This is a genomic window from Deinococcus arboris (assembly GCF_009755355.1).
Taxonomy (GTDB): Bacteria; Deinococcota; Deinococci; order Deinococcales; family Deinococcaceae; genus Deinococcus; species Deinococcus betulae.
Genome location: NZ_WQLB01000029.1, coordinates 1 through 20,284 on the forward strand (window position 1 = coordinate 1; position 20,284 = coordinate 20,284).

Consider the following 20,284-nt stretch of genomic DNA (forward strand, 5'->3'; position numbering starts at 1 on the left):
TAGGCTCAAATAACTTGAGATAGTCTTTGATTGGCTCCAACCCAATTCTAATGCGACGCTCATCTACCCCATCTTCGAGTGGCTTTGGTATCGCATTGCCCTGCACATCAACCGTTATCTGAGTTCCATATACTTGGAGTTGGCCGTAGTTCACACGCACCCGGTCTGTGAGATAGGCCAGATGTTGTGCCTCTCGCAGACTGCTCTGTTGCTGGTCAATTAGGTCGGCAACACATTTCTGGAGTGCCGGTGCTCTATCCGCATGTTGAGTGAGCAACCAGACATTTGTAGCCAATTGCGCCTCACTCCGATTAATGCTGGGCCACCCGAAACGGCGGAGCACCATTTTGAGCCACTCTATTGATTCGGTATCTACCTCAGACAAAGGGCGTGCTCCGACTTGTTGCTTTCGACTCACCTGATCCTGTTCCACCAACCGGTCGGCCTCCGCCGCCAAAGCGTCAATCTGCGCTCGTGTCAACGGCGTGTTGAGGGCCGCCTGAGTCGTAAACGGCTGGCAGGCCGCTCGCAGAACAACCGTGCGCTTGAGTCCAGAAGGCGCTGGGCGGGGCAGCAATTTCGCCTGCAACTCCGCGATGGTCTGTGCAAGCGGGGGAAGCCCTATGGCCGCCCGACGAGCGTCAACACCCTGCGCGTTCTCAAGGGACACAGTGCGAACCCACCGGCCCACGACCTTGGTGACCGTGCCGTACCGTTGTTGTCTGTCCAGACCGATCAGTGCCTGATCAATCAGTCGGGCTCCTTGCGCGCGTTCCCCAATAGTTATGGCTGTTCTCAGGGCAGCCTGCCCAGCACACCATTGCACCTCAGGCTCATCGAGAGCGGCCGCCAGCGTGGCACGCAGCCTCAAATCGGTCGGCCACCCATAGGCGGAGAGGAGGCGGCGCAGGTAGTCATCGATATCTTGACGGAGCACTGCAGCGTCACGGCGTTCGGTCGAGGTCTGCGCCCGACTCATTGAGCGTTGTAACATTTGTTCTCTCTGTATCTGATACGCGTTAATGGTGTTCTGCACTGCGGTAGTGAGGGCAGGAGGCATCGGATACGGTTGAGGGGCGACGATCTGCTCACAGGTCATGGCGTCTGGAGCTGGGTGCAGTTGGGCAACCGCCGAGCTACCACTGAGAAGGAAGACCGTGAGGATGAAGGATCGCATTTACGATTCACTATCACACGCGATCCATCACACGGCGCGAAAAATGAACAGAATGCCTCATATGACTTGTTAGTGAACATTCGCATCCTGGCAAACCGCAGGTCATTTAAGAATTTCGGATCCCAGAAGTAAAGATTAGACTTCATGCTTAAGGGTTCTGGCAACTTAAGCTCGGTAGGCTGGGAAGCTGTGACTGACCGGAAGCCCTCCCGCCACCGTTTTCCCCTCAGCGTCATCGGTTACGCCCTGCGGCGATGGAACATCACATTTGCCCCGCTCCTCACCGAAGAACTGCGCCACCGAGAACCCCGCCGGGGTTCTCGGTGGCCTCTGGACGAGGTGTGTGTCAAGGTCGGAGGCGTCAAGCACTGGTTGTGGCGAGCGGTCGACGAACACGGGGACGTGTTGGACATTCTCCTTCAGGAACATCGCGATACGGAATCGGCTAAATCTTTTTTCGTGCGCCTGTTGGGGGAATACGACGTTCCGGAGGTTATTCACACCGACAAGCTATGGGGCGGCGATTCGGGAACTCCCTGTGCTCCACGCTGTGGAGCACGTTCAGGTCATCTCCACCGCCCGCTGCAACAACTTTGTGGAACAGTCCTATCGACCGACACAGCAGCAGGAACGGAGTCAGGTCGGCTTCAAACGACGGCGGCGAACTCAGGAATTTCTCGCTCTGCACGCCCGAGTCTCGAATCTTCACCGCTACACTCGAACCACTGTCCTTGCCACCACAAGAGGCAACCAATCCACAGCGGTTCTCCTCTGGAAGGAAGCCATACAGCGGGCGGCCTGAACATCGGGCCGCCCGCTGATCTCCTGTGGCCCCGCTCGGTTAAGTTGCCAGAACCATAGCTACAGTGTCGCGGCAACACGATGCGCTCCGCAAAAACTGTCCGAACCATTGGCGTACACGATTGGCGCAAAATTGTACGCCAAGCGAAATTCGACGTTCTGCACAATATTTTCCAATATATGGAGGCACTGGGATGCTGGCAGAGACGATCTTTAGGCCTTGTGGCGGTTCGGCACTCCTGTCGTTGGCACAGCGGTCGGAGCCACTGAAATTGACGTTTCTCCATCCGAGGTGTTGATCGGAATTGGCCGACCGACTACTAACTTGACTGACTGGACACTCTCTTATAGAATCATAGAGATGGTGCAGAGACGACATGGCTAGGCCAAGAAGTGCCGATAAACGTAGCTCGATTTTGTCTGGTGCTCTCCACACCATCGCTTCGCAGGGACCCAGCGTGTCGACTGCGGTGATCGCTCAAGCCGCAGGGGTTTCGAACGGGTCACTGTTCACATACTTCGAGACGAAAGCCGACCTGCTCAACACGCTCTATCTCGACCTCAAAGCGGAGATGGCGGGGGCGGCCCTGAAGGGCCTCCCGACGGACCGAGAGCTGCGCGAGCAATTGCAGTTCATGTGGGCGCATTGGCTCCACTGGGCCACGTCCTCTCCCGAGAAGCGCCGGACACTCGCGCATCTTGACGTTTCGGATGAGATCACGGCGGAGAGCCGGAAGACAGCGCACGAAATGATGGCGGGCATCGCCCGACTGCTGGAAGCGAGCCGTGCACACGGCCCGATGCAGGACATGCCGCTGGCGTTCGTGCTGGCCCTGCTGAGCGCCCTGGCGGACACCACGACTGACTTCATCCTCCGTGACCCGGCCAAGGCCGATGAGCACTGCGAGGCTGGATTCAATGCCCTCTGGCGCATGCTCACCTGAGCCTTCAACGCTGCTGAGACGTTCTCCACTGCCTTCCGAAGCGTTGTCGCTGACCATAGCCCGCCTCTTGCCGTTCACTGTCCCTCTACTCAGCAAGGAGAACACCTATGACAGCTCATGCCTCTGGAAATGAAGCCGCGCAAACCCCAGCCAGCCGCGAGCGGCTGGCCCTCGTCACCGGCGCGTCCTCTGGTATCGGTCAAGCCTTCGCCCATCGCCTCGGCGCTGAGGGGTACAACCTCATCGTCGTGGGCCGCCGCCGCGAGCGCCTTGAAGAACTCGTCGCCGCACTGCCGAACGTCAGCGTGCGTCCCGTGGTGGCGGACCTCGCCACCGACACAGGCGTGCAGACAGTCGCCGAGGTCTGCGCCAGCGAGCACCTGAGTCTGCTGGTCAACAACGCGGGCGTCGCGCACTACATGCCGTTCACCGCGCTCCCTGCTGACAAGGCCAGCGAGCTCCTCCACGTGAAGGTGGTCGCGCCTACGCTGCTGATGCAGGCTGCGGTTCCCGGCATGGTGGCTCGGGGCGAGGGCATCATCATTAACGTGGCGGGGATGGTGGCCTTTGGTGGCCCGGCACCGGCCCAGGGCCGGGCCGTGTACACGGGAACGCTCGCCCACCTCGTCGCGCTGTCCCAGCAACTGCATCAGGAACTGGGGCCGCAGGGGGTCCAGGTTCAGGTGCTGTGTCCTGGGGTCGTCGCTACCGAGTTCCACGAGCGTCAGGGGATCGACCTGAGCGCCATGCCGCGCATGTCTGCCGAGGACGTGGTGACGGCCAGCCTGCGGGGCCTGGCCCTGAGTGAGGTGGTCTGTGCACCGGGCGTCGAACGCGCTGAGTTGTTGGACGCGGTCTTTGGGGCTGATCTAGTCGCCTTTCACGCGCAGGCCCCGCAACTCGCGCAGCGCTACCGCACAGCCTGAATGGGGTGCTCCTCGGCTCCTCGTTGGATGTGACCTCTCGCCACTTCTCTTCCCTCTTCCAACGGACTTGAGTCGCCTGGCGGGAGAGGGACACCGTCCTACCCGTTCTAGCTGATCCAATCAACGCCTAGGACAGGGAAACGTCGATTGCATGAGCCCCGACCTCTATACCAACAGAGGAAGAGCTGAACCGCCATGAGGCCTACAGATCGTCTGCACCAGCGTCTCCATATCTAGAAAAGGTTATGCAGGACCGCGAGGGCGCTGAAGGTCTGCGTCTGTTCCATCAACTGGCTCCTTGCTGTTGAAGCGGCTCTGCACCTCAGAGCTGAGCCGCTCCCAGTCTTTTTTCCGGCCGTTCAGCATCGCATTGCCCTCCCCCAACACCTGCCACAAGTCATCAAACCCTATCGGCTACAGTGCAGCGTATGACCTCCATGCCTACGGCCTCTCCCATGCTGTGCAAGGCACGCTGATGCCGACCCTCAGCCGTTGGCTTTTGACCGCCGTTCTGCTCACGGGCCCGGCACTCGCCACCCCCGCTTTCCTTGGGCCAGCCCAGGAAGTGCACCGCCTCAAAGCCGATTACATCAGCGATCCCCTGTTGAGCCCGGACGCCCACTGGATGGTCATGAGCTACGTTAGCCTGACCGCCCAGGACAAAATGAAATCGTATCTGACTGTGCTTGACCTCCGCACGGGCCAGTTACGCCAGTTGCCGCTGCAAGCGCCCGGGAACTACACGTTCATGCCAGACAGCCGCACCTTGGTCACCGCCTTCGGGTTCCGCACTGGCGTGAATGTCGTGGATGTACTGACGGGCAAAGCCCGCGAAGCACACGAACCCCAGGCACTGTCTGAGGAATACGACGCCTTTATCCCCTTCCCTGACAGCGCCTACGTCATCGCCACCAATTATGGTCGGCCCGCCACGGCGCTGCGAATCAAGGCGAAGTCGCCGCTGGCGCTGCCAGCCATGACGAATGTGCAGTACCCCCTGGCATTCTCTCCGAAGGGCACGGTGCTGGTGACCGAGAGTCCAACTGGACTGACTGTCGTCAACCCGAAGACCTGGCAAAGTGTCCGGGAGATTCGGTCCACCGTGGCCAGTGAGGCGTTTGAGACGGTCTTCAGCCCAAATGGGCGATTCATCGCTCTGGGCAAGAAGCAACTCCAAGTGATTGACGTCTGGTCTGGCAAGGTGAAATTTACGGTGCCCACCGCAGAGGAGGTCAGTGCACTCGCATTCAGCCCAGATGGTAAGAAGATTGTGGTTGGTTTCCAACGCGCTGGCGGTAAGATTACAGATCATTCGCGGGGGAAAGTGATCCAAGTGTTTGATGCAGCCACGGGAAAGGTGCTGCAAACGATGACGCGTACAGAGACGGCGGTTGAGTCGTTGAGGTTCACGCCGGATGGCCGTGCCCTCTTGGCGGTGCTGACCGATGCATACTTCGACCGCCACCCCTCAGTCTATGTCGCCTCCATTCTCAAGTTCACCGTCAATCCCTGAGAGCCTCAGGGATTCTGGACAGTGAACGTGGGCGGGCGGATGAGCAGGGACTGGACACCCTACTGCCCCCGTTGCTCTGCTACACCCGATGGCTGCATGAGCGTTTCTCTCAGCCATCGGGACATCCAATAACGGCTTCACGAACGCAGTCTTGATGGGTTGTGGCCAGTTGTTCTCAAGGCTGCGGAGCAGCGAGAGAGACGCAGGCGGCCTGAAGTTCAGGCCGCTTCCTGTGCCACTGTGCGCCAGACGTCGAACGCCTGTTTCTGCTGCGAACGACGGTGATGAAGTGGGAACGGTGGAGCGGGCCGGATGGTGTAGATTCGTGATGCGGGCGTGCAAGTTGAGAAAACCCTGTGTCCAGGTAATAACCACATTCGCCCGAAAACACTTATCGTCATGAGTGCTCGCCCACACGTTCTCGTCTCGTACTCGTGTGGGTCTCCCAGAGACACGGCGACGACCTGGACTCCTGAGACCATAGGCCAGAACCACGACCCAGCCCTCCACTTCCTGTCGCCGATGGTCGGGATACGCATGACCGATTCCATGCTGTCGCTCTATCAACAGGCTCGGAAGAGCCGAGAGATGGCTCGCAAGAGATGTCAGGCCTCTCAGCAAGCCAGGCGCGACTGACAGCAGGCGTTGTGTGAGGTTCACGAGACGCGACTCGTGATTGAGCGCCAGCGCACGCTGGCTTCTCTTTCACGCGATTTTGAGGGTGCTAATGATTGATACAGCCTGATTTGCCTGACGCAAAAGGCCGCGGTGGCCATGAACCCAGTCTTCGGGAAGTGTTCGTTGTGCTGCGCGGCGGTTGCGGCGCCCGTAGCAGCAAGTACGCCCTGCTGGCCTATCACACCGGTGTGCAGGTGTTCCTCGCCTGGGCCTTAGAGGCAGGGGTCCGCCTGAGCCCCAACGGCAGCTTCCGGTACGTCCGGTTCCTTGAAGGTCAGCAGTTAGTGCCCAGGAGCATGCGCGCCCGACTGTCGGCCGCCCGGTCACTCTTGAGTGACCTGCCGATCACGGCGAGAGAAAAACGATAGCTAGGGGGCTTCTAACCCTTCAGCACAGCGTCACGCTACCCCAACCGCTTGCCACAACCACCTGAGACACACTCGTGGGATTCAGCCTCTTGCACTGAGACACACTCGTGGGATTTAGTTGTTTTCCCTGAGACACACTCGTGGGGTTTGAAGGACTCTTCCTGGGACATACTTGTGGGATTTGGGCATAGTCCCACAGGTATGTCTTAAGGAGCTCCTGAGACACACTGATGGAATTCGCTGAGACACACTCGTGGGACTTCCTGGCTTCTCTTGAGACATACCTGTGGGGTTTAGGTCGTTTTCCTGAGACACACTCGTGGGGTTTCCTGAGACATACCTGTGGGATTCGCGCGAAAAACGCTGTCTAGCAAGGCAATTACTCTCAGCGCTTGGTGGTGTTTTTTCACCAATTCTTTTTCAAAAGATCTTCTTTCAGAGGGTATCCTTTGAATCAACACCAGACGGAGGCGATGTGGGGGAACAGCGAAGCAGTTTCGATGATCTGAACTGGGGACGACTGAATCTCGTCTCGGCCCAAGATCAGGTGACCGATCAGAACTCCTGGAAGGCCATGTATCACGAGGGATCGCGTCTGGTCCGAGTATCGTGCCGCGCTTTGCCGGAACTGGGCATTCCCCATGGCGTAGATAACGACGTCAGCAGTGCGCTGATCGATCACTACCTGAGTGTCGGTTTGCCAGAAGACGGAATTATGACCATCGCTGTATCGGAACTGATGCAACTCGCAGGTTTTCACCGCAATGGCAAGTACCGTGAGATGCTGTCCGTCAGCCTGGACCGGCTGCACACTACCTCTTACGAGATTGGTGGTGGCTGGCGGGATCACCCGAATCGCCGCTGGACGACGGCCAAATTTCACTTCATCGAGCTGCTTGAGTACACCCACCAGGGCGAGTCGGGCCGCTTTGATGAGCGTACGGTGCTGCGCTTACGCCTGGCAGAGCCGTTGGTGGCGTCGTTGCGGAGCGGATACACCAAGCCGCTGAACATTGAGTTCATGCAATCGCTGTCGCGCCCGCGAACCCGCATCATTTTTCGACTTCTGGACGCGATGCGCTACAATCCAGAGGAGCCAGATGAACTGACGGATACCTACGATGTCGGGCTGATCCAATGGGCGGAGCTGTGCAAACTGCCGAGCGCCCGACCAGACACCGTGCGGCGGGCATTAGAAGGTCCGCATCAGGAATTGCTGCGGCGCGGCTATCTAAAGAATGTGACGGTTGAGGGGCGGGGGCGACAGCAGCAGTTGCGGTATGAGTTCTCGCCGGAGTTCACACCAGTGAGTCCAGCATTGCTTCACCGGCTGCGTCTGCATGGCGTGACTGATGGGGTGTCGCGTCAACTTGCGCGGCAATACTCCTCGACGGTACTGATGGGCCGGGTGGACCTCTTTGAGTATTTAGTGCAGGCCCGGCAGTTGACGGTGCGGAAAACGGCCGCACATGCGCTGGTCCATCTGATCAAGAACATTGATCAGTATCCTGATCCTCGCAAAGGACGTGTAGTCCCTTCGCGTACGAGTTCAGCGGCGGTGGCAGCCCGGCCCGAGACGGAGGAGCCCCCGGTGCCTACTTGGGGAGAAGAACTGGCGCGGATGGACAAGGAGGGCGCTTCCTCGTTCGCCATGAAACGGGTCTCTCTGCTTTATGCGCGGAAATTCTCGGTGTCAGAACTTGACACGCTGCGTGATCTCATGGTTCGGGGGAGAGTTGATCCAGCACAATTACTGGAGGAGGCCTACCGCCGCCTGGCCACATTCGATGCACAGGGTTTCGTGGACGACCTGAAGAAGCGTCTGCAAATGGACGAGGCCAGCCAGAATGGTCACCGACTCCCTCCGTTATAGGAGCATTAGCCTTGCCAACGGGAGTTCTGGCAACTTAAGACTGGTAGGCTGGTGAGCTGTGACTAATCAGAAGCCTTCCCGCCACCGTTTCCCTCTCAGCGTCGTCGGGTACGCTCTGTGGCTCTCTCACCGCTTCCCCCTCAACCAGTGAAACGTTCAGGAACTGCCTCACGCGCGCGGCAGTGCGGTCAGTCACGACACCCTTCAGCAACGGAACATCAAGTTCGCGCCACTCTTGACCGAAGAATGGTATCACCGGGAACCCCGCCGGGGTTCCCGGTGGCATCCGGACGAGATGCACGTGACGGTCAATGGGCTCACGCACTGATTGTGGAGGGCTGTGGATGAAGATGGGGCCGTCTTGAACATCTTGCTTCAGGAACACCAAGACACCAGGGCCGCCAAGTCCTTTTTCATCCGTCTGTTGGGGAAATACAACGCGCTAGAGGTCATCCACACTGACAAGCTGCAGAGCTATGGAGTAGCCATCCGGGCACTGCCTGTCCTCCACCCTGTGGAGGACAGCCAAGTTGTCTCCACGGCCCGCTGCAACACTCCGCTCACTGACACTGACCTACCGCACTTCCCTCCCAGATCTTAAGGCGCGGGCACCTTAAACCCCCTGCCGAAACGTGGGCAAGTCAGCCCAGTGGGGTCACATGGTCCAGTCCGCCTGACCTTACTCTAGATGCAGTGTTCCATCTGTCTACGACAGGGTGCGCCCAGAAAAAGAGCAACACTGTGATGACCTGTGCGATCAAGGCCGGGAACTGCGGCACCAGAAACGGCTCAAGACCGAACCGAAAGATGACCACGACCCCCGACATCAGAAGGCTGACGACACTCAGGACGCGTCCCCAGGTCAGCCAGATCAGCAAACGGTTCCGCACCGCATAAGCGATGCCTTCAGGTGGATTGAGAGCAGCCTGAGTGGCACTGCGAATCCAGTCGCGCAGTGCCTCCGAGAAATACCACCAGACCGCAAAGCCAATGCTGGCTGGAATGAGTACCAGCAGCACCGCCCCATTCGACACGGATTGTTCAACCCCGGGCACCGCTGCGCCACTCAAAACCGCAAGGGCAAACACCCAAGGCAGCCAGCGCCAGATCTGCTGGACAGCTCGGTCTGCGCCAACGAGCGATGTCCTGTCCTGAGTTTGGAGAGCGCTGAGCCACTGGCGCAGAACAAAGAGGGCAGCCACAGAGAGCACCATGAAACCAATCTGAATGACGCCGAGCACGATATTACCGATGCCGGACATGGCTGGCCATCCCACACTGCCCCAGGCGGTCAGGATGGTGAACAGCAGCGAGAGATCAAGACTCCAACGAAGAAGCGTGAGGCGTTGAGTCGGCTGAGACACACCTGATTTGAGCATTCTCCTACCCGGCGTGTTGCTTAACATGCGGTTCTCCAACTTCATTCACCCCTGCCAGCGCCCTCCCCTCCCAGCTCTTCAGGCCATCACCTTGTATCTCTACTGCCTCGGGTGGAGCCGATGAGTGCCGTTACCTGCAGGCAAGTCAGCGCCGCGCTGGCATAGGAGTACGGGCTTGAACTGTTTGCAACAACCATCAGCAAAATTGAGCGGGGAGAGCGGAGCATGTACGACTTCGAACTCCGCGCCCTGTGTGTGGTCCTAAAACTGGACGCCAATGCTGTTCTGGAGCTCCTGGTGGGGTGAACGCGATCACGCCATCAAAAAAGAGGGTCTGGACGTTGCGGACCATACTCTTGATTCCTGTTGGGTTCGTCACATCCTAAGCGTTGGTAAGCCGTCAGAAATCGCTCATTCATCGCCGTCCATATGTTCGCTGTTTCCGACTTATGCAGGTATCGACAGCTTCAGTGAGGTGCAGGACTATCCTCTGGGCCTCCCTTGCGCCGCCCGGCGAGCGGCCTCCACGGTCGCCAAACCATGCTCCTCTGCAAAAGCCAGCAGATATGCTTTTAAATCGGCCTTCTGCGTGCGGGCCACCAGCTGCCGCGAGAATTCGACGGCACTGATCTGCCCTGCACGACACTGTCCTTCAAGCTGATCAAAACCTGCTTCTGAGAGCACGCCTTTGGCCAGGAAGCGGATAGTGGACTTGCTTCCCTCCCATTGGCTCACTGAATCCAGGGCCAGTAGCGTGGCCTGCTGCGCCTGGAACTCAGCGTCGTGGTTCGCTTCCAGGACCTGGGTCGCTACCTGGGCAGCCTGCTTCACCTTTTCTGCCGATCGCGTCGGCATGACTTCTGGCAACTCGTACTTGTCAGGGTTCCGGAGAATGTCGAGGGCCAGCCCCCCTGAACTGCGGAGGTTTTTCCGGCTCTTGACATAGGTCACGGCTCGCCGGATCTGCTCCAGGGAATAGTCACGGGCCGCCTCTTCAGCCCGGTCGCGTGCCACCTTTACCTCGAGGAGCAGCTGCAGCCCCTCGGCATCTGGCGGGGGGAGAGCAGGGGCAGTCTCAACCGGCGTAAACCGGTAGGTGATTTCCTGAGTGGCGCCTTGGCCGGTGTATTCCACGCCGGCCAGGTAGCCCAGGGCCTGCAATTCCTTATGGGCGCTTTCCAGGGTGCGTCGGATCTTCCGTGGGTCTGTATTGATGATGCCGCACCGCCCACCCCAATCTGCCACCCGGCAGGTCAGCGTGTCGTCGGCCGGCCGGTGCGCCTGCAACATCCGGTACAGGGCCCGGGCGACCGGCTGTTTGCAGTCCATCAGCAGCTTGCGGTCAAGGTTCTGGTAGTACCCAGCGCGAATGCTGGCGGCCAGCGGTTCAGAGAGTCGAATCACCAGTTTGCCGTGTGCTTCCAGGTCATGGAGTTCAGGGGAGTCGTGCCGTCTGCCCTGGGTCCAAAACTGAATCGAGCTGATCAGGCTCAGCGATGTATTGGAAAACCGGCCCCAGGTGCTGTCTGCAGGGACATCCCCCAGCGCCACCATGAATCCTACTCGCCACAGGCGCAGCAGGCTTTCGCGCAGCCGTTTGTACAGCACGCCGGAGGTATTCTGGTACACCATCTGCACGATCTCGTACGCCGTGGTCGTTACCGTGTTGTTGGCCGGGCACCCCTGAAACAGGAACAGCGTCTCCAGCGCCATCAGAATGTCAGTGTCAGCGCCTCGCGGCCGCCCGAAATCGCCAGCATAGCCGTCGACGGTGTAGACCGTATCACCGACTTCAGAGCGTATAGTCCAGCGCCGATTAAGGGGACTGTCTTCCTCGATGCGGCTCTGGATGCTGATGATGCCCACCTGGGCAACGAAGCGCTCAGCCGTGAGCGGCGTGGCGTCGTTGAGCTTCTTCATGCGGACTCCTGCGGGGTGTTGTGTGTTTTTAACTTCTTGTAACTACTATAAAGAACAACAACATGGCGGGGGTAAGGATGCGTTCTAGACGACATTTTCTGGCAAAAACCGCCCAAAGCTTACGAGGTTTTTCCTCAAAATCGGACAAAGCTTACGAGGTTTTGGGACAGAAACGGACAAAGCTTACGAGGCTCAGTGGGCGAACCGCCCAAACCTCACGAGCCCCGCTGTTTTCTTGACTGTCAGAACTGAATTTACCGTGTCAGAGCGCAGATTTCTGTTAAGCGCCCAAAGCTTACGAGGGTTGGCTGGACGAAGTTTACGATGCAGCCTTGACCAAAACGGACAAAGCTTACGATACCTGGCGACACCGTCTGACACATATGATTTTCTGGCACTAGGAAGAGATTTCTCCGTTCCAGGGATGAACTAGACTCGCTCCCGCCGCCCAAACCTTACGATAGGGGGAAACGCAGCGTAGGGGCTCGGACCTCCTTTTCAGAGCTAGACGGCTCCTCAAACCGCCCAAACCTTACGATAGGCGGCAGGCGTCTGCTGGCTACCTCGGGTCTGGTTCATCCGTTGAGCACTCTGGACATGACTGGCCGGACCTTGAGCATGGCCCCAATGACCGCCACGTACAGTATGGCCAACCCCTGCCCAGCCGGCCCCATCCCCCAGTTCAGCAAGGTCCTGAATCTGACGCCAGACGAGGGCTAGGGCGGTGTGGGATGCTTGGGCGCACAGGGCGCCCCCAGCGCTGGCCAGGAAAGCGGTGACGCTGCCTTGGAGCGCATCAGGCGCGGCGCTAGTCTGCCATCCCGTCAGTCCAGCACTCCCAGCCAGACCGTACCGACACTCTGAATGACATGAGGGGAACCAGCCGCTCGGGCTAGCCCAGCAGGCAGCCTAGAGCGGAGCCGGCCCCTGTCAGCGTGAAGGTCAGGCACAGGCGCTGGGCGAACGAGGCATGCATGCGGTCACTGTACGGCGCGCGGCGTGTCTTCCACCGGCGCCGTGTGGATGTCTGGGTCCGGGTAGCACTGTCCCGCACCAGGGCACCATAGGCCAGGTCGGCATCGGGGAAGGGCACAAAGCGCGCGCAGAGCGCTGCAGCCACATCCCGTTCATGCCAGCCGTCCTCGCACCGGACCGAAGCCGGGATGGCTACGTTCACTGCCGGCGTCAGGTGGTACCCGCCGTGGCGGCCCATCACCACGAAGGTCACGCCCGGCTGCACCGCCTCCACTTCCAGGAACGTGCCCCACGGACTCGCTCCACAGAGTTGGAGCGAGTCCGTGGGGCACGTTCTGGTCAAGCGTAGGGCGGTCAATCCACTGTGGATCAGTCATGAGACACCTCAGGCAGCAGTCGAGGGACCTGCTGGGCCGGCAGGCCCTGGGTCAGGTGATGGGCCAGGTGGGCGACCAGAAAGCAGACGGGCACTCCTAGGAGGCCACTTCCGGTCACGCCCACGTGGGTCCAGCCCAGCCATACGACGGCCACCAGCACGGGAAAATGGGCGGTGTACAGGGCGTAACTGCGCTCCCCCAGCCACTGGGTCCAGCGCTGCTGAATAGAAGTGAGGGCACAAGCACTCAAAGGCCAACAGCAGCCTGGCGGCGCCCAAGGCGATCAGCCAGCGCAGGAACGGACCGTCACTGCCCAGCAGGTGACGGCACAGCAGCGCGCCGCCCAGGAGGCCTAGCAGCACACCCAACAGAAACATGGGCATGACCATCGAGGGCCAGAAGATGAAGACCATATCGAATGCCAAGGGCAGGCTGATCAGCAGCGCACTGGTGTAGAGCTTGAGGGACAGGGTCCACAGCGGGGGGTTGATGCGGTTGACCTCGAACCAGCCACCTAGGGTCAGCACGCCTTTGATGGCCAGCCCGGTCAGGATGGGCAAGAGCCCGTGCGGGGTCAGATCAACGGGCAGGTTGGCAGCGAGCGGGGCGGGCCAGGCCGAGGCCCAGCACGGCGCCCAGCAGGCCCAGGGGGGCCAGACAGCGCAGGCGGGCGGCCGTATAGGGCCACAGGGCCGGCCGGCGCACATAGCTGCGGGCGACGACCAGGCCACTGAGGACGAAAAAGACGTCGACGGCGGGAGCTCCGAAGTGCCACAGCAGGTAGTCGAACGAGCTGGGCTGGGTGCGCCTAGGCAGGAAGGTCAGCGCGGCGACGTGGGTGAGCACCACGGCGAGCGCCAGCAGGCCGCAGAGACCGTCGAAGGCCAGCACACGGGGGTGTGGGGTGGACATAGGGTACCTTCTGAGCAACGTCGCGCGCCCCAAGCAAGGCTGTGGGGCGCATGCCGCAGCTTAGGAAGGGTCAGGTTCCCACCAAAACGAGCGGGAAAAGCCCTGTGGCCTCTCCCCTCCCCTGTTGATGGATTTTCCGTGCCCATCACGCCAACAGGGCGCGCAACTGCTCAATCAGTTTGATGGCCTTGTCCGCCTGGACGCCACTGAGATTTTCGAGCTTGCCGAGGTCACCCCGCAGGCCCTTGACCGAGAGGCGCACGGGCGGTGGGGGGGCCTGACAGGTCAAGACCGCTTCGCGCACCTGAGCCGCCGACCACTGGCCCTGCACGGCCTCGGTCAGCAGCTGCGCGCGGGCTTCTGGATCCACCAGGCGTTGCAGCTCGTAGGCCGCTTTCACGTCCAGAGCCCTGCGCTCCACGGCGGCCAGTTCGTCCGGCGTGAAGTTCAGGATCTTGCTGCGCTGCTGCGACCACACGCTCACGCCAGTGCCGTAGGTCGCCTGAAGCCAGGCCCCCAGCCCGTGGGTGTCGTCCTGTTTGCCCGTGCGCACTCCGTTGAGGTAGCGGACCAACTCGTCCTGGCCCAGGCCCGTGCGCCGCGCCATCAGTTTGAACCCACTCATTGTCTGGTCGATGATGGAGGGATTGGACCGCTGGGCGTTTTCGATCAGGGCCAGTTCCTCGGCCCGCTCGGGCGTGACCTGACCGAAGTTCAGGACGGGCAACTGGGCCAGACCAGCCAGGGGTGCGGCATGGTACCGGCGCTCCCCTGCAATCAGGCTGTAGCCCCCTGGTACGATGCGCACCCACAGAGGTTGCAGAATGCCGTGCTCGCGGATGGACGCGGCAAGGCCTTCCAGAGACTCCGGCGTGAACACGTCCGCGGTGTACCGGCCCCGGGGGTTGAAGCCGGCTTCAACCTGCACGCTCCCCAGGGGCACCGTCGTGTAGACCGCCTGATTCGTGATGGCCGCGAGGTCCTCCACGGCCGGTACCAGGTGGCTCAGGCTGCGGCGCGTCTTGGTCATGCGGGCACCGGAACGTGCAGCAGGCCCAGCAGATGCCGGGTCATGGTGACGATATCCTCACTGACCTTGGTTTTGGGCTTGCACAGCACCGCCGGCAAGCGCAGTTCCGTGGCGCTCCCCATGGTGGCCAGGCTGTCGCGAACATTCGGCGTGATGGGGGCCAGCTGACTGAGTTCCCCGTGCAGGTGCTCGAGCAGGACCTTGTGGTGATTGACGTCCTCACGGATGCGGTTGGGTACAAAGGCCGTGAGTTTCAGGGTCGGGGCGATGCCCCGGGCCACCTTGACCATCTTCAGGAGGATGTCGAGGTTTTCCAGCCCCTTGATGCCAGAGACCGGGACGATCAGGTGATCGGCGGCCGCCACGCTGGCGGTCAGGAAGTTGGTCCGCTGCGGCTTGGTGTCGAGAATCACGAAGTCGTAGGGCTCCGGCATGGCGGCCAGCCGTGCGTCAATGGCCTCGCGCAGGTTACTCGCGCGGGAAAAATCGTTGTTCAGGATGCTGTCCACGCTGTTGAGCGTGTCGTTGGCCGGCCAGACGTCGACGCCGTGCACGGGCATTGGATCAGGCAGGGGGAGCGGCTCGTCGCGGCTGAACACCCGGCTGACTGTGGCCTCTTCCTGGCGGGCCGGGGACGCGGGGTCGTCATGGAGCCCCAGGGCCTTGGTCAGGCTGGCCTGGGGATCCAGATCAAAGAGGGCCACCTTGTAACCCAGCAGGGCCAGGCTGTAGGCCAACTCACGGGCCACGGTGGATTTACCTTCACCTCCGGAAGCGTTGGCAATGACGAGGCGTTGGGTGGGCATGAATTCCTCCTTGGAACGGCGAGCGCGGGCGCGGTGCATCATCAGGGCCCAATAGTCGGCCATGGGAATCAGGGCCGCCATCGGCGCGGCGTGTCGCTCAATCACCACCCGTTGTCCCGCGCTGACCTGCTCCAGCGTGGTGTACAGGTGCGAGCGCAGGGCTGCGGATTTGCAGCTGAGATCACTCTCCACTGCCTCAGTTTATAAAGGTTGTACAACCTTTTCAAGTTTCGTCTAGAGATGGAGGGCCCGAGAGCACCACCTTCCCGTTCCGGTGAGGTGCCTTTTTTGCGAAATAATTGCGGAGCGAGGAAGAGTTAAAGCTGCGCATTCCTTTAAGGGCTACGCACACGTTTATTCCGTCCCCCCCCCTCTCTAACTAGCAACCAGAAACTGACGACCTGGACGGAAGATTCTGGCAGGTTATCGTTTGGGGACACCGGGTGTCTCCGGCAGAAGAGGTTGGCAGCAAGTGTAGACCATGGCCCACTATTAAGAAAGCCGGACCTGAAGAAGCGACTTGCCTTTCGCACTGCTCAGAGGGGGTTTGGACATTCCATCTTCCCTCAGGTCGGATTGCTGAATTTCTCCGCCTAGAGGACGAGTTCAAGCCGAGGTTGATCCGGGGACACCGGGTGTCCCTGCTCAGGGAGTGGGTTGGACTGTGCGGCCTCTTAGGGAAAAGGCACGGTGGCGCGGAGCATCGTCAGCAGGTCTCCCCCGACAGCCGCTGCGGCTCGCCACTATATGACCGGGTGAAGCGCCAAGCTGGTGTCTGATGGGCGTTGAACACATCCTTTCGTTAGAGCGTTACTGTGCTGCACGATGGTCGGCATGCCCGTGAGGCCCAGAGTGATCAGGGCCATATCGGTCGCCAAAGGGCTTAGATCGGCGGCCTGGACTTGAAGGTGCAGCCGACTGGCGTCCAGTCCCTCCAGCGCTTCGGCAAAGGCGAGCACCAAGATGTCGCAAGCGGGTTCTGCAGCCGTCAGTGTGCGGCTGGGCTCGGGAGAGCACACTCAGACGCGCCATCAGCCTGGCGACGGTGCTCTGGGTGTGGACTTCGCCCAGGCGTTGCCAGGTCATGAGGCTGACGCGGTCCATGTACGTCTCGCCGGACACGTCATCAAAGGGGTTCCACAGCTTGTGGCCCAGCACATCTCCGAAGGCCTCGCAGAGCGTCTCCAGTTCTGCATAGAGATACCGCTGCACGGTGCGGCAGTACTCGTCTTCCCGCGCACTGCAACTGCACACACGTGGCCATTATGAAATCGCGGAACACGTCGCCGTAATGGTGTTCCAGGGCTTGAACCTTCTTCGGCCAGAGGGAGGCTGGGTCATGGGGGCAACCTCCGCTTCACCCGCCGCGCCGCCCGGCGCGACCCTGGGAGATTTCATCCCTTCCAGGTCGGCACCGGGAGGTGAGTCATGGGTGGCGAGTACTCAGTCGCTGTGCCCCGTGAGGTGCAGCAGGCGGTCCAGCAGATCGAAAGGCGGCGCGCCGTCGAGAGGGAGTATGGGCCGCTACGGGGCATTCAGCACGCGGGCAGATGCCGAGGCGTATCTGGAGCGGATCATCGACCTGGCTCGCCGCGCGCAGGCCCGTCAGGACCTGGGGCTGACCACGTTGCCTGCCAGGATGAGCGACACCTACCTACCGGCCACCCACAGCAACGGCTACCTCACCGAAGTGCTCTCCTGGGTGGACGTGGTGCGGAACCTGACGGCCTTCGGGTGGGCGGTGCAGCAGACCCTGCTGGGGAGCTAGTGCGGCGTGATCTGGACCACGGCGGGCTGGCCGGACTTGCAGGTGTACCGCGCCCCCCGCCGGCTGTTCTTCCTGGAACTGAGGCAGCCGGGCAAGAAGCCCTTCGAGGCCCAACTGGCCGCCCATGCCCGATTGCGTCTCGCCGGCTTTCGCGTGACCGTCGCCTACACCTTTGACCAGGCCCTGGCCGCCGCTCAGGAGGAACTGTGCGCACCCAGTTATTGATCATTCCGGCGCCCCTGACCCTGCCCGGTGAATTCCAGGGGACCGTGACCTTGCGCGCCACGCCTGATGGTGGAGCGGACCTGCTGGCCACGGGGGCCGGCACCCAGTACAACCGCCTGGCGCCCCATGCACTGGACGCTTTGCGGGACTGGCTGTGCGAATTGCGGGGCCTGCCCAACGGGGGAAGGGAGAGGTGAAACCCCCTTCTCGATGGCAAATGGAGCGCGAATACGAACAGGCGTTAGCCGCCACTAACGATCCGGTGCTGCGCGGCCTGATCACGGCGACCTATCTGCGGCTGCGGCGGGGGTACGTGCGGGTAGGTGACTTAAAGGGCCACTACCTCTACGACCTGGGGTTGACCCCGAAGGTGCTGGGCGGGCCGGACGTGTCTCGCCAACTGCCACCAGTCATCCGCAGATCTAGAAGGAGAGCGGCGTGACCCTCAGGCAAGTACGCCCGCAGAGCGAGCAGGACACCCGCAGGGCTGGGCTATATCCCGAGCCACACATCCAGGAGCAGTCGTACGCCGCAGGCGATCAGGGTGGCTACCCACCAGGTCTTGCCCAACTGTTTGGGCGCGTCAGTGAGCAGCGCGCCCAAGAGGAAGGTCGTCAGTGTCAGCAGGGTCAGGGCAGCGAACCTTGGAATGTCCTGGCCTGTCCCACCCGCTGGAAAGACGTCGGCCAGCACACGACTCGCACCCCACGACGCGATCAGCAGGGTGAGAACGGTCGCATACCACCACCAGGGGCGCCTGAAGTACTCCATCAGGTTCTTCCTATCACAGCCGTGCATTCGGCCAGGTCGCACATGCAGCCCGCTGTGATTGGCCAGACCCGGCCTGACCGGACGAGGTGCCGCATGAGGCCCTCACGGCCCCACATGTCCCATCACAGGAGCCAGCCTTGACCGCCATCACCCACGCCACCCGCCCCGAGGTTCCGATGTCCAACCGCCCGGCCACTGCCCGCCCCCTCCTGCCCAGCCTGGACGCTGCCGAGAAGCGCGTGCGCGCCCAGTGGCTTGACCCGACCGAAGCGGGGCTTCAGGACGCTCGCCGCAGTCAGGTGCGGGCGATGTGGCGGGCTCGCCGAGCGGGCGCTCCAACCTTACGACGCCAGCTGCGGGCCCTGTACCGCCAGATCCTCACAGCCCAGCAGGCCCAGGACTGGACCATCAGTCCCCAGGAGCGCGCCGCCCGGGCCCGCAACGTGCAGGACCCGACCCAGTACGAGCGCGAACAGGTGCAGGCCCTGCCGGGGCAGAGCGCCCTGCTGACCATCAGTCGCCCCGGCCGGCGCTACCAGAAGCCTGGTCCACCCCCGCCGCCTGCGCCCCCGCTCGGCCAGACGCACACGCGGATCGTGCACGATGAGTTCAGTGGCAAGAACCGCCGGGAACGCGAGCGCGCGGCGCGAGAAGCCGCAGAAGGCTACTACCAGGCTTTGCGGACCTGGCGGGTCTGGCAGGGAAGGCTAGAGGAATTGCCAAGGGAGCGCCGCGAGGGTGGGGGCGGGCGGATGCGCCCCGTGGTGGGGAACTGGGCGAGTGCGCCGTATGACCTGCGGACCAGGGAGGTTGAACTACCAGGCCGCCGCACGGTACCTGAGAGCACCTTGGCCGCTCTCGTGAACGCGGACGAGATGCTGAGTGCGATTCGGGAGGGCCGGACACTGGCGACGCTCCTAGAGCCGCGCGGGGGCTGGAGCCGCGAAAAGGCTCAGGCCGTGAAGTACGCGTAGGCGGTGCTCAGCCTTGCCCTCACTGTGGGCGACCTAGCGGCGCAGGAGCATTTGCGTAACTTGCCTCTTGACACATTAGACCTCCGGCGAAAGTGAGCCTTTCAGCCGATCTCCCGCAGCCTTCGTTTCCTGCGAGGAGGAATCCGAGGCTGCGTGATCCGCCCCTGTTCCGCACCCGCTCAGCGCAGGGTGATAGTGCAGGTCCCGGCTCCATCCCGACGCATCGAAGCCATCAGGGACGGAAAGCTGTAGTCCGATCCTCGCTGCGCCTGGGCGAGCTGGGCATTCGTCCGCTCCGCCGACCCGCTCAGCAGCACGCCGCTGACCTGCCGCGCGCCCACCGGCCACAGACCGAAGCACCGGTAGACGCGATCTTTGCCATACAGCAGGCTCAGCGCAAGGCCCCGATCGGACGGGCTGAAATAGAGGTCGCCGCCCGCGTCAGGCGAGGTCAATGCGAAGGTGCGCGAGGTTGACCCACCTGGCAGGAACTCACGCTCGACTTGGAGATCGGCCGTCACCGGCTGGCCCGCTGCGGGGCGAGTGGTCAGCTGCCAGACTTGCCCCACCTGGATCGGCATCAGCGGGGGCGCACCGGCACTGCCCGCCTGGGCCCCTCCAGTGATCACAGCGGCGCACAGGGAGATCAAAAGGTGGAAGCGAACAGTCACCCGTATACCCTACCCGGGAGCGGCGCCGGGCGCGCACGCATTTGCAGCCAGGATGCGCCAAAGCGTCGCGCTGTCCGGGCCGTTCCGGATGGACGGAGAGGCGAATGCGCTAGGGAGTCACGCGGCGGGCGGCCGGTTCATCCCAAGAGGCCTTAATGGGCTGTCAACTTTGGTCTGTCGATGTGCGGCAATGCGC

At 61.6% G+C, this 20,284-nt stretch carries 20 protein-coding genes and 2 pseudogenes; 12 read left to right on the forward strand and 10 right to left on the reverse strand.

The genetic code is table 11. The features are described from left to right. Positions 1-1,036: DUF6624 domain-containing protein (locus GO986_RS17165; RefSeq protein ID WP_157460533.1), on the reverse strand; the 1,036-nt coding region annotated here is incomplete at its 3' end. Positions 1,037-1,366: 330 nt separating this feature from the next. On the opposite strand from GO986_RS17165, the pseudogene GO986_RS17170 reads away from it, so the two are divergent. From GO986_RS17170 to GO986_RS23050, 7 genes and pseudogenes are all read left to right on the forward strand, one after another. Beyond that, positions 1,367-1,979, forward strand: a pseudogene (locus GO986_RS17170) (IS6 family transposase). Positions 1,980-2,355: 376 nt separating this feature from the next. Continuing rightward, positions 2,356-2,922 (forward strand): TetR/AcrR family transcriptional regulator, encoded by a 567-nt coding sequence (locus GO986_RS17175; RefSeq protein WP_157460534.1) that lies wholly within the window; start codon positions 2,356-2,358, stop codon positions 2,920-2,922. A gap of 107 nt (positions 2,923-3,029) precedes the next feature. Then, positions 3,030-3,848, forward strand: a complete 819-nt coding sequence (locus GO986_RS17180) for an SDR family NAD(P)-dependent oxidoreductase (protein WP_157460535.1) — start codon at positions 3,030-3,032, stop codon at positions 3,846-3,848. Positions 3,849-4,146: 298 nt separating this feature from the next. Further along, positions 4,147-5,361, forward strand: a complete 1,215-nt coding sequence (locus tag GO986_RS17185) for a WD40 repeat domain-containing protein (RefSeq protein ID WP_157460536.1) — start codon at positions 4,147-4,149, stop codon at positions 5,359-5,361. A gap of 794 nt (positions 5,362-6,155) precedes the next feature. Next, positions 6,156-6,407, forward strand: coding sequence for a hypothetical protein (locus tag GO986_RS17190; RefSeq protein WP_157460537.1), 252 nt, complete (start codon positions 6,156-6,158; stop codon positions 6,405-6,407). 319 nt (positions 6,408-6,726) lie between these two features. After that, the gene (locus tag GO986_RS17195) at positions 6,727-8,280 is read left to right on the forward strand and encodes a replication initiator protein A (RefSeq protein WP_157460538.1); all 1,554 of its coding nucleotides are present in this window, start codon (positions 6,727-6,729) and stop codon (positions 8,278-8,280) included. A gap of 58 nt (positions 8,281-8,338) precedes the next feature. Then, positions 8,339-8,860: pseudogene (locus GO986_RS23050) on the forward strand (IS6 family transposase); the annotation flags it as partial. A 61-nt stretch (positions 8,861-8,921) separates the two neighbouring features. Here the strand turns inward: GO986_RS23050 and GO986_RS17205 are convergent. From GO986_RS17205 to GO986_RS17235, 7 genes are all read right to left on the reverse strand, one after another. Then, entirely contained in the window at positions 8,922-9,704 is a 783-nt protein-coding gene (locus GO986_RS17205; protein ID WP_198170775.1) for a hypothetical protein, read from the reverse strand. A gap of 438 nt (positions 9,705-10,142) precedes the next feature. Continuing rightward, positions 10,143-11,579 (reverse strand): replication initiator protein A, encoded by a 1,437-nt coding sequence (locus GO986_RS17210; RefSeq protein ID WP_157460541.1) that lies wholly within the window; start codon positions 11,577-11,579, stop codon positions 10,143-10,145. 892 nt (positions 11,580-12,471) lie between these two features. Continuing rightward, positions 12,472-12,897 (reverse strand): DUF7007 domain-containing protein, encoded by a 426-nt coding sequence (locus tag GO986_RS17215; RefSeq protein ID WP_157460542.1) that lies wholly within the window; start codon positions 12,895-12,897, stop codon positions 12,472-12,474. 26 nt (positions 12,898-12,923) lie between these two features. Then, entirely contained in the window at positions 12,924-13,181 is a 258-nt protein-coding gene (locus GO986_RS17220) for a hypothetical protein (RefSeq protein ID WP_157460543.1), read from the reverse strand. Between the two features lie 329 nt (positions 13,182-13,510). After that, positions 13,511-13,843 carry an acyltransferase family protein gene (locus tag GO986_RS17225; protein WP_157460544.1) on the reverse strand — a complete coding sequence of 111 codons (333 nt, stop codon included), beginning with the start codon at positions 13,841-13,843 and terminating at the stop codon, positions 13,511-13,513. 145 nt (positions 13,844-13,988) lie between these two features. Further along, a complete protein-coding gene (locus tag GO986_RS17230; RefSeq protein WP_157460545.1) occupies positions 13,989-14,873 on the reverse strand; it encodes a ParB/RepB/Spo0J family partition protein in 885 nt (294 codons plus the stop codon). After that, complete coding sequence (locus GO986_RS17235) at positions 14,870-15,871, reverse strand: AAA family ATPase (protein ID WP_157460546.1); 1,002 nt, start codon at positions 15,869-15,871, stop codon at positions 14,870-14,872. The genes GO986_RS17230 and GO986_RS17235 overlap by 4 nt, the downstream gene beginning before the upstream one ends. 1,324 nt (positions 15,872-17,195) lie before the next feature. On the opposite strand from GO986_RS17235, the gene GO986_RS17240 reads away from it, so the two are divergent. From GO986_RS17240 to GO986_RS17255, 4 genes are read left to right on the forward strand one after another with little or no spacing between them, the layout of a single operon-like run. Continuing rightward, positions 17,196-17,447, forward strand: a complete 252-nt coding sequence (locus GO986_RS17240; RefSeq protein ID WP_157460547.1) for a hypothetical protein — start codon at positions 17,196-17,198, stop codon at positions 17,445-17,447. A 6-nt stretch (positions 17,448-17,453) separates the two neighbouring features. Next, positions 17,454-17,672, forward strand: a complete 219-nt coding sequence (locus GO986_RS17245; protein ID WP_157460548.1) for a VRR-NUC domain-containing protein — start codon at positions 17,454-17,456, stop codon at positions 17,670-17,672. After that, positions 17,654-17,869, forward strand: coding sequence for a hypothetical protein (locus tag GO986_RS17250; protein ID WP_157460549.1), 216 nt, complete (start codon positions 17,654-17,656; stop codon positions 17,867-17,869). The genes GO986_RS17245 and GO986_RS17250 overlap by 19 nt, the downstream gene beginning before the upstream one ends. Further along, positions 17,866-18,114 (forward strand): hypothetical protein, encoded by a 249-nt coding sequence (locus GO986_RS17255; RefSeq protein WP_157460550.1) that lies wholly within the window; start codon positions 17,866-17,868, stop codon positions 18,112-18,114. The genes GO986_RS17250 and GO986_RS17255 overlap by 4 nt, the downstream gene beginning before the upstream one ends. A 50-nt stretch (positions 18,115-18,164) precedes the next feature. On the opposite strand, the gene GO986_RS17260 is transcribed toward GO986_RS17255, so the two are convergent. Then, the gene (locus GO986_RS17260) at positions 18,165-18,443 is read right to left on the reverse strand and encodes a hypothetical protein (protein ID WP_157460551.1); all 279 of its coding nucleotides are present in this window, start codon (positions 18,441-18,443) and stop codon (positions 18,165-18,167) included. Positions 18,444-18,580: 137 nt separating this feature from the next. Between GO986_RS17260 and GO986_RS17265 the strand changes: the two genes are divergently transcribed. After that, the gene (locus tag GO986_RS17265) at positions 18,581-19,417 is read left to right on the forward strand and encodes a hypothetical protein (RefSeq protein ID WP_157460552.1); all 837 of its coding nucleotides are present in this window, start codon (positions 18,581-18,583) and stop codon (positions 19,415-19,417) included. Positions 19,418-19,596: 179 nt separating this feature from the next. On the opposite strand, the gene GO986_RS17270 is transcribed toward GO986_RS17265, so the two are convergent. Further along, a complete protein-coding gene (locus GO986_RS17270; protein WP_157460553.1) occupies positions 19,597-20,088 on the reverse strand; it encodes a hypothetical protein in 492 nt (163 codons plus the stop codon). Between the last annotated feature and the right edge of the window lie 196 nt (positions 20,089-20,284).